This window comes from Streptomyces sp. ISL-11 (assembly GCF_018614525.1).
In the GTDB taxonomy this organism is placed as follows: Bacteria; Actinomycetota; Actinomycetes; order Streptomycetales; family Streptomycetaceae; genus Streptomyces.
Genome location: NZ_JAGGOL010000187.1, coordinates 1 through 8,107 on the forward strand (window position 1 = coordinate 1; position 8,107 = coordinate 8,107).

The following is an 8,107-nucleotide window of genomic DNA, read 5'->3' on the forward strand; positions in this document are numbered from 1 at the left end:
GCAGCCGCACCGCGGCCTCCAGCCGTGTGTCACCGGCCTGGCGCGCGCAGTCCAGCGCCTCCCGGCAGGTCCGCAGCGCCTCCTGCGGCCGGCCCGCGTACTCCTGCACCCGTGCGATCTCGCTCAGCGCCCGCGCGTGGCCGGGCTGGTCCCGCAGCCGGCGGCAGGTGGCCGCCGCCGCCCGCCAGTCGCGCAGCGCCTCGCCCCACTGGCCGGCGTAGGTGTGCACCGCGCCCAGCCGCCCGTACAGCCGCGCCTCGTCGGCCAGTTCACCGCGCGTCAGCCGCAGCTCCAGCCCCCGGCGGTACCAGTCGGCGGCCCGCTGCCAGTCGCCGAGCTCCTGGTGGGAGGCGGCGATGGACTCCATCGAACGGCTGGTGGCGTACGGGTCGGCCGCCTCGCGCGCCGCGTCCAGCGCCTCGCGGTAGCGGCCCAGCGCGCCGCGCGTGCGCCCGGCCCTGGCGTCGAGGTCGCCGAGGTTCAGCAGCGCCGCGGCCTTCTCCAGCGGCATCTCGCAGCGCTGGGCGACGTCGAGCACGAGCTGGTGCAGCCCGTAGAGCTCCGGCCCCGCCTCCTCCGCGCCCAGATGGGCCGTCAGGGCCCGGGTGAGCGCGGAGATCAGACGCCGGGCGAGGGTGTCGAGCCGGCCGTCGCGCACCGCGAGCCGGGCCGCCGCCAGCAGTGCCGGCAGCCGGCCCCGCAGCCACTCCTCGGCCGCCTGCGGGGTCGGGAAGCGCAGCGGCCTGGGCAGCTCGGCCAGCCGCTTGCGGGTCAGCGGGTCACCCGTCTCGGTGCTGGCCCGGCACGAGTGCAGCTGCCGTACGGTCCGCTCCAGCATCCGGGCCCGCGCCAACTCGACCTCGGCGGGCCGCTCCTGAGTCTCCAGCAGCGCCCGCAGCAGCGGCGCCAGGCAGCCCGGCACCCGGTACTGCGGGCCGAGGAAGCCCGCGGCCGGCTCGGCCCGCAGCATGCCGCGGGCCGTGAACTCGTCGAGCGCGCTCTGGGCGGCGCCCACCGAGCAGCCGGCCAGCGCGGAGGTGGTGTGCGCGTCGGCCGGCCCGGCGGGGGCCAGTGCCAGCAGGTGCAGTATGCGGGCGGTGGACGGCGGCAGCGCCTCGTAGGCGAGCCGGAAGGCCCGTGCCAGCGGCCGGCGGGCGCTGTCGGGGGTGTCGAGCGAGGGCAGTTCGCGCAGCCGCTTGGCCACGTCGACCACCGACAGCTTGGGGCAGGCCGCCAGCCAGCCGCCGACCAGGACCAGCGCCGCGGGCTGGCCGCCGCATCCCTCCACGACGGCGCTCGCGGCCACCGGGTCGCAGGTGATTCGGGTCGGGCCGGCGTAGCGCTCCAGCAGCTCCACTGCGGCCGCGGTGTCCAGACCGCCGAGGGTGCAGGGCCGCACGTCGGGGACGCCGGTCAGCGGGCCGCGCGAGACGGCCACGATCAGGCAGTCGGACTCGTCCGGCAGCAGCGGGTCGACCTGTTCGGCACCGGCCGCGTCGTCCAGGAACAGCAGCGTGCGCCGCCCCTGGAGCGCGGCGCGCAGCGCCTCGGTGAGCTCGTCCTCCTCCGCGCCCGCGGGTACGGGCGCGCCGAGGGTGGTGAGCAGGGCGCGCGCGGTGCGCTCGGTGGGCACCCGCTCCCCGTCGGCCTCGGTCAGGCGGGCCCGCAGCACACCGCCGGGGTAGTCCTCGGCGAGCCGGCCCACCAGCTGCTCGGCCAGGGCGGTGCGGCCGGAGCCGGGCCGGCCGGCGATGAGCAGCACCCGGCAGCGCGGGGCCTTGCGGCCGGCGAGGGTGTCGAGGCCGGTGCGGTCGATGTCGGCCCGCAGCTCCTCCAGCTCACGGCGGCGGCCGACGAAGGCACCGGTCACGGTGGCCGGCGTCCGGCGGACCGCCCGGGCGGGCGCCGCGGACAGCCCCCGCCCGGGCGGGGGCGCCGCCACTTCGCCGCCGGTCTCCACCGCCCGCTCCGTCACGGGGCCACTCTCCCGTCCCAACCGCACGTACGAGCCCGCCGCGGCCGCGGTCGGGAACGCGTTGAGCCTAGTTCACCACCCACCGGGTCCCCGGGAACCGGCACCGGCCCCGCCGAAGATCACCTATTCGGTTCTCCCGATGGTCCGACCGGCCACCGGATCGGGTGGGCCGGGGCTATGCCTCGAAGGGCCGGGCGGGCCACGGGGCGTCCGCCGGGCGCAGCGCGTCCAGCCCGGCCTCCCCGCCCGCGGCCAGCGCGGCGGCGAGCGAGAGCACACCCACGACCAGGCAGTTGTTGTGCAGGTCACCGGCCAGGACGCCGCTCACCAGCTCGGCCAGCGGCACCCGGGCGAACTCCATGTCGGCCTCCTCCTCGGAGACCGCGAAGCGCTCGCCGTCGGCGTCGGAGATGCCGCGGGCCAGGAAGATCCGTACGGCCTCGTCGCAGCCGCCGGGGGTGGTGTAGACGTCGGTGAGGACCCGCCAGTCGTCGGCCTTGACGTGCACCTCCTCGTACAGCTCGCGCTGGGCGGCGACGAGGGGGTTCTCGCCGGGGATGTCGAGCAGGCCGGCGGGGATCTCCCACAGCTTCTGCCGCACCGGGTGGCGGTACTGCTTCAGGAGCAGCACCCGGCCCTGGTCGTCGAGGGCGAGGACGGCGACCGAGCCGGGGTGCACCTGGTAGTCACGGGTGACGGCGGAGCCGTCCGGCATGACGACCGTGTCCGTGCGGACGCTGGTCTTGTTGCCGACGAACGGCGTCGCCGTCGCGGTGACCTGCCACTCGGCGGGGGTGTCCTTGATGCCCATGCGATGCCTCCAAAAACAGAAAACCGGGGTGAGGGTCCCGGAAGACCCTCACCCCGGCAACCGTATAGGTCAGCCCTGCTTGCGCCGCACGGCCGCCTTCACCAGGCCCGCGAAGAGCGGGTGCGGGCGGGTCGGGCGGGAGCGCAGCTCCGGGTGCGCCTGGGTGGCGACCAGGTAGGGGTGCACCTCGCGCGGGTACTCGACGTACTCGACGAGCTTGTTGTCCGGGGAGGTGCCGGAGAAGACCAGGCCGGCCTTCTTCTCCAGCTCCGCGCGGTAGGAGTTGTTCACCTCGTAGCGGTGACGGTGGCGCTCCTCGACGTACGGCTCGTTGTCGTAGACCTCGCGGACGATGGAGCCCTCGGCGAGCTTGGCCGGGTACATGCCCAGGCGCATGGTGCCGCCCATGTCGCCCTCACCGGCGACGATGTCCATCTGCTCGGCCATGGTGGAGATCACCGGGTTGGCGGTGGCCGGGTCGAACTCGGTGGAGTTGGCGCCCTCGATGCCGGCGAGGTTGCGCGCGGCCTCGATGACCACGCACTGCAGGCCCAGGCACAGGCCCAGCAGCGGGACCTTGTTCTCGCGGGCGTAGGTGATGGCGCCGACCTTGCCGTTGACACCACGGTCGCCGAAGCCGCCGGGGACGCAGATCGCGTCGACGTCGCCGAGCTGCTGCTGGGCGCCCGCCGCGGTCTTGCAGTCGTCCGAGGCGACCCACTTGACCTTGACCTTGGCGCGGTTGGCGAAGCCGCCGGCGCGGATGGCCTCGGTGACCGAGAGGTAGGCGTCGGGCAGGTCGATGTACTTGCCGACGAGCGCGACGGTGACCTCGTGGTCGGGGTTGTGGACGCGGTCCAGCAGGTCCTCCCACTGGGTCCAGTTCACGTCGCGGAACGGCAGGTCGAGCTTGCGCACGACGTAGGCGTCCAGGCCCTCGGTGTGCAGGACCTTGGGGATGTCGTAGATCGACGGGGCGTCGATGGCGGCGACCACGGCGGCCTCGTCGACGTCGCACATCAGCGAGATCTTGCGCTTGATCGCGGCCGGCACCTCGCGGTCGGCGCGCAGCACGATCGCGTCGGGCTGGATGCCGATGTTGCGCAGCGCGGCGACGGAGTGCTGGGTCGGCTTGGTCTTCAGCTCGCCGGAGGGGCCGATGTAGGGCAGGAGCGAGATGTGCACGACGAAGACGTTGTCGCGGCCGACCTCGTGGCGGACCTGGCGGACCGTCTCCAGGAAGGGCAGCGACTCGATGTCGCCGACGGTGCCGCCGACCTCGGTGATGACGACGTCGACGTCGTCGGTCGCCATGCGCCGGATGCGGTGCTTGATCTCGTTGGTGATGTGCGGGATGACCTGCACGGTGTCGCCCAGGTACTCGCCGCGCCGCTCCTTGGCGATCACGGAGGAGTAGACCTGGCCGGTGGTGACGTTGGCGGACCCGTCGAGGTCGACGTCCAGGAAGCGCTCGTAGTGGCCGATGTCCAGGTCGGTCTCGGCGCCGTCGTTGGTGACGAACACCTCACCGTGCTGGAAGGGGTTCATCGTGCCGGGGTCGACGTTGAGGTACGGGTCGAGCTTCTGCATCGTGACCCGCAGACCCCGCGCCTTGAGCAGCGCGCCCAGGCTGGAGGCCGTCAGACCCTTGCCCAGCGAGGAGGCGACACCCCCCGTGACGAAGAGGTGCTTGGTCGTCGTGGGCTTTGCGGCAATGGCCAAAGGGGGGCTCCCGTGGTCGCGAGGTGAGGTGCGTATCGGCGATCACCCGGTTTCTTCCGGGGGTGCCGTCGCTGCGGTTGGGGGGTCTTGCGCCCACCGGTCCACGGGGTACCAGGGTATCAGCGACCCGGCCCGGCCGCGTCCGGCGACGCGTCGGACCGCCTCGGCGGGGGCCGCTCTCGCGCTGCGTGGCGGGTGGGTCACAGGCTGCACGGCGGCCGGATACCCGGCCACCCATTCGGCTCAGATTCGTCGTTCAACCGCCGCGCGTCGCACCAACTCGGCGTCGTATCCTGCACGGACACATGCAGCGAGCCGGCCGGCACGGCATCCCCCTTCCCCAGCCACCGCTGGGCGTGGGGCCCCCACCTCCCGGAAGAAGAGCTCGTCAAAGATCGCTTGACCGCAAGGGGACCCTGAAGGGTCCACGTGGCCGTTCGACTGGAGATGACGTGGCCGGGCGTATCGAGGATTACGCACTCATCGGTGATATGCAGACCGCCGCCCTGGTCTGCCGGGACGGTACGGCCGACTGGCTGTGTCTGCCCCGCTTTGATTCCCATGCCGCGTTCGCCGGTCTGCTCGGCACGGAGGAACACGGCTTCTGGCGGGTCGGCCCGGCGCACCCCTCGGGGGCGGCGCCACCGCGTGCCGACCGCCGCCGCTACCGGGGGGATTCCCTGGTGCTCGAATCCGAGTGGGACACCCCGCGCGGCACGGTCCGGGTGATCGACTTCATGCCCCCGCGCGACGGGGCGCCCCAGCTGATCAGGATCGTGGAGGGCGTCAGCGGCCGGGTGCCGATGCGCTCCGCCCTGCGGATGCGCTTCTCCTACGGGCGGGTCGTGCCCTGGGTGCACAAGGTCGGCGACCGCACGGTGGCCGTGGCCGGTCCCGACTCGGTGTGGCTGGACACCACCGCCGACACCTTCGGCAAGGACCTCACCACCTACTCCGACTTCACCGTTTCGCCCGGCGACCGGATCGCCTTCACCATCAGCTGGCAGCCCTCGCACGGCCAGCCGCCGGCCCTGCCCGACCCGGAGGGCTCGCTGGAGGCCACCGAGGACTTCTGGCGGGAGTGGGTCGAGCACTGCACGTACCACGGCCCCTACCGGGACGCCGTCGTCCGCTCGCTGATCACGCTCAAGGCACTGACCTACGCGCCGACGGGCGGCATCGTCGCCGCGCCGACCACCTCGCTGCCCGAGGACATCGGCGGCTCCCGGAACTGGGACTACCGCTTCACCTGGCTGCGGGACGCGGCCATCACCCTCTCCTCGCTGCTGCGCACCGGCTACCGCGAGGAGGCCCGCGCCTGGCGCGAGTGGCTGCTGCGCGCGGTGGCGGGCGACCCGGAGAACCTCCAGATCATGTACGGCATCGCCGGCGAGCGGGAGCTCGGCGAGGCGGAGCTGCCGTGGCTGCCGGGCTACGAGAACTCCTCGCCCGTACGGATCGGCAACGGCGCCGCCGACCAGCTCCAGCTGGACGTCTACGGCGAGGTCACCGAGGCGCTGCACCTCGCCCACATGACCGGGCTCGCGCGCAACGACTACGCGAGCCTGCTCCAGCTGCGGCTCATCGGCTATCTGGAAGACCACTGGAACGAGCCGGACGAGGGCATCTGGGAGGTGCGCGGCCCGCGCCGCCACTTCGTGCACTCCAAGGTGATGGCCTGGGTCGCCGTCGACCGCACCATCAAGCTGATCGAGTCCGGCGACGTGGACGGGCCGCTGGACCGGTGGCGCGAGCTGCGCGAGGACATCCACCGGGACGTGTGCGAGAAGGGGTACGACAAGGAGCGCAACACCTTCACCCAGTCCTACGGCTCCCGTGAGCTGGACGCCTCCTTGCTGCTGATCCCGCAGATGGGCTTCCTGCCGCCCGACGACAAGCGCGTCATCGGCACCATCGAGGCGATCCAGCGTGAGCTGTCGACGCCGGACGGTTTCGTCCTGCGCTACCCGACGGCCGGCGAGGACGCGGGCGTGGACGGCCTGGAGGGCGACGAGGGGGCGTTCCTGGCCTGCTCGTTCTGGCTCGCGGACGACCTGGCGATGATCGGCCGGGTCGACGAGGCACGGCAGCTGTTCGAGAAGCTGCTGGCGCTGCGGAACGACCTGGGCCTGCTGGCGGAGGAGTGGGACCCGCGGCTCCAGCGGCAGGTGGGCAACTTCCCGCAGGCGTTCAGCCATGTTCCTTTGATCGATACGGCGTTGCGGTTGACTGCGTCGAGCGCGTTCGGCGGCTGACGCGCCCGTTCGTTCTTGGGCGCCGGGTGTCCTCAAGCGCCGGACGGGCTGGAAATCCAGCCCGTCCGGGGGCACCTCCCAGCGGTAGCTGGGGGAGTTTGAGGACCGGGGTCCGGGGCGGAGCACCGGGGGGGGGTGACAGGTGTGCGGCGCACACACCTCCGCCCGTTCGGGTAAACGAACCGCGTACCGTTCCCGGCCATGGACCACCCGCACCCCCAAGGCACGATCACCGTGGCCAGAGCCCTGGAGCTGCCCGCCCTGCGCCGGGGGCTGCCCCAGGTCGTCGCGGCCGACGACCGCCTGCACCGCCCCGTCCGCTGGGTGCACGCGGGCGAGGCGCCGAACATCGCCGCCCTCCTCAAGGGCGGCGAGCTGCTGCTGACCACCGGCCTGGGCCTGGGTACCCGCCCGGCCGAGCAGCGCGCGTTCGTCCGTGCTCTCGCGGAGCGGGACATCGCGGCGCTGGTGGTGGAGCTGGGGGCACGGTTCACGACGCTGCCGGCCGCGGTGGTGGAGACGGCGCGCGCGTACGGGCTGCCGCTGATCCAGCTGCACCGGGAGGTGCCGTTCGTCGCGGTGACCGAGGAGATCCACACCGAGCTGGTCAATGAGCACTACGCCCTGCTGCGGCGCGCCGACGAGGTGCACCGCCAGTGCACGGAGCTGCTGCTGGGCGGCGGCGGGGTGCCGGAGGTGCTGCGGCTGTTCGCGGGCTTCGCCGGCAACCCGGTCTTCCTGGAGACACCGGAGGGCCGGCTGCTGTACGCGGCGGGGCCCGAGGCGCTGCCGGGCGCGGCCGATCCGCTCCAGGTCTGGGACGGGCTGCGGGACGCCGGTCTCGCCGGGACCCTGATCACCGACGTCCCGGGCCGGGGCCCGGGGCCGGGTTCCGTACGGGCGCGCCTGACGGTGCTGCCGGTGAACGCGCCGCTGGCGCCCGTGCACCGGATCGCGGCGGACCGCGCGGCCGGGCTGCTGGCGGTCGTCCTCCTCCAGGCCCGTCAGGAGGAGGAGCTCGCGGCGCGCGGCCGCGGCGATTTCCTGTCCGACGTCGCCGAGGACCGCGTCGACGCGGCGGACGCCCCCGCGCAGGCCCGCGTGCTGGGCTTCCGGCCGGGCCCCGGCCCGCTGCTGCCGATGGTGATGCGCCCGGCGACGGGCCGTGCGCCGACGGCCGGCTGGGCCGAGCTGACGTGCGCGGTGCAGGAGGAGCTGGCGGCGGTCGGGGTGCCGGTGCTGCTGGGCATACGGCTGTCGGAGGGCCGGATACCGCTGCTGGTGGGCCTGCGGGACGCGGGCGAGCGGGCCGCGGTCGCCGGGCGGGTGGCGGAGGCCCTGCGG

At 73.6% G+C, this 8,107-nt stretch carries 5 protein-coding genes; 2 read left to right on the forward strand and 3 right to left on the reverse strand.

Features of this window, described 5'->3' with window-relative positions; genetic code table 11:
• From J7E86_RS28910 to J7E86_RS28920, 3 genes are all read right to left on the reverse strand, one after another.
• A partial coding sequence (locus tag J7E86_RS28910) for a tetratricopeptide repeat protein (RefSeq protein WP_215085774.1) occupies positions 1-1,975 on the reverse strand: 1,975 nt, incomplete at its 3' end.
• Between the two features lie 175 nt (positions 1,976-2,150).
• Positions 2,151-2,786 (reverse strand): NUDIX hydrolase, encoded by a 636-nt coding sequence (locus J7E86_RS28915; RefSeq protein WP_215085775.1) that lies wholly within the window; start codon positions 2,784-2,786, stop codon positions 2,151-2,153.
• 69 nt (positions 2,787-2,855) lie between these two features.
• On the reverse strand, positions 2,856-4,508 hold the full coding sequence (locus J7E86_RS28920) for a CTP synthase (protein WP_251019830.1): 1,653 nt from the start codon (positions 4,506-4,508) through the stop codon (positions 2,856-2,858).
• Positions 4,509-4,960: 452 nt separating this feature from the next.
• Between J7E86_RS28920 and J7E86_RS28925 the strand changes: the two genes are divergently transcribed.
• On the forward strand, positions 4,961-6,763 hold the full coding sequence (locus tag J7E86_RS28925; RefSeq protein ID WP_215085776.1) for a glycoside hydrolase family 15 protein: 1,803 nt from the start codon (positions 4,961-4,963) through the stop codon (positions 6,761-6,763).
• Between the two features lie 201 nt (positions 6,764-6,964).
• A partial coding sequence (locus J7E86_RS28930; protein WP_215085777.1) for a PucR family transcriptional regulator ligand-binding domain-containing protein occupies positions 6,965-8,107 on the forward strand: 1,143 nt, incomplete at its 3' end.

What these genes read in the sequence shown, in the direction of transcription:
- J7E86_RS28915 (WP_215085775.1), bottom strand. Translation starts at nt 2,786, where the DNA reads ATGGGCATCAAGGACACCCCCGCCGAGTGGCAGGTCACCGCGACGGCG.